This is a genomic window from Pauljensenia sp. UMB3104 (assembly GCF_030217285.1).
Classification (GTDB): domain Bacteria; phylum Actinomycetota; class Actinomycetes; order Actinomycetales; family Actinomycetaceae; genus Pauljensenia.
Map to the genome: position 1 here is coordinate 1 of NZ_JASONN010000165.1, position 315 is coordinate 315.

The following is a 315-nucleotide window of genomic DNA, read 5'->3' on the forward strand; positions in this document are numbered from 1 at the left end:
CTGGTAGATGGCGTTGCGCTGTTGTCCGTTCATCTTGCGGAACTCTTCAACGGTGGTGGTCTGCGTGCCGGTGTTGCTCGGGTCCACAGTTGAACTGCCATTGGGCTGGGTGAGCGCGAAACGCGGGTTATCGGCAATGAACTGTTTAATGTGGTCGGCTAGTGCTGCCTGGTCGCTGGTGTTGATGGTTTCGAGTGAGTCGGTGAACCGTTTGGAGTCGGTGAGCATGTCGGGGTCTGCGATACCGTTGGCGGCCTTGTACACGTCGAGGAGCCTTTGGGCGGTTTCCCTGCCGGTTTTTTCTGCCGTGTATTG

Annotated in this window: 1 protein-coding gene; it reads right to left on the reverse strand. The window is 57.5% G+C overall.

Annotation, left to right across the window (positions count from 1 at the left end):
• A partial coding sequence (locus tag QP415_RS11200) for a hypothetical protein (protein WP_285100112.1) occupies positions 1–264 on the reverse strand: 264 nt, incomplete at its 3' end.
• Positions 265–315 lie beyond the last annotated feature (51 nt).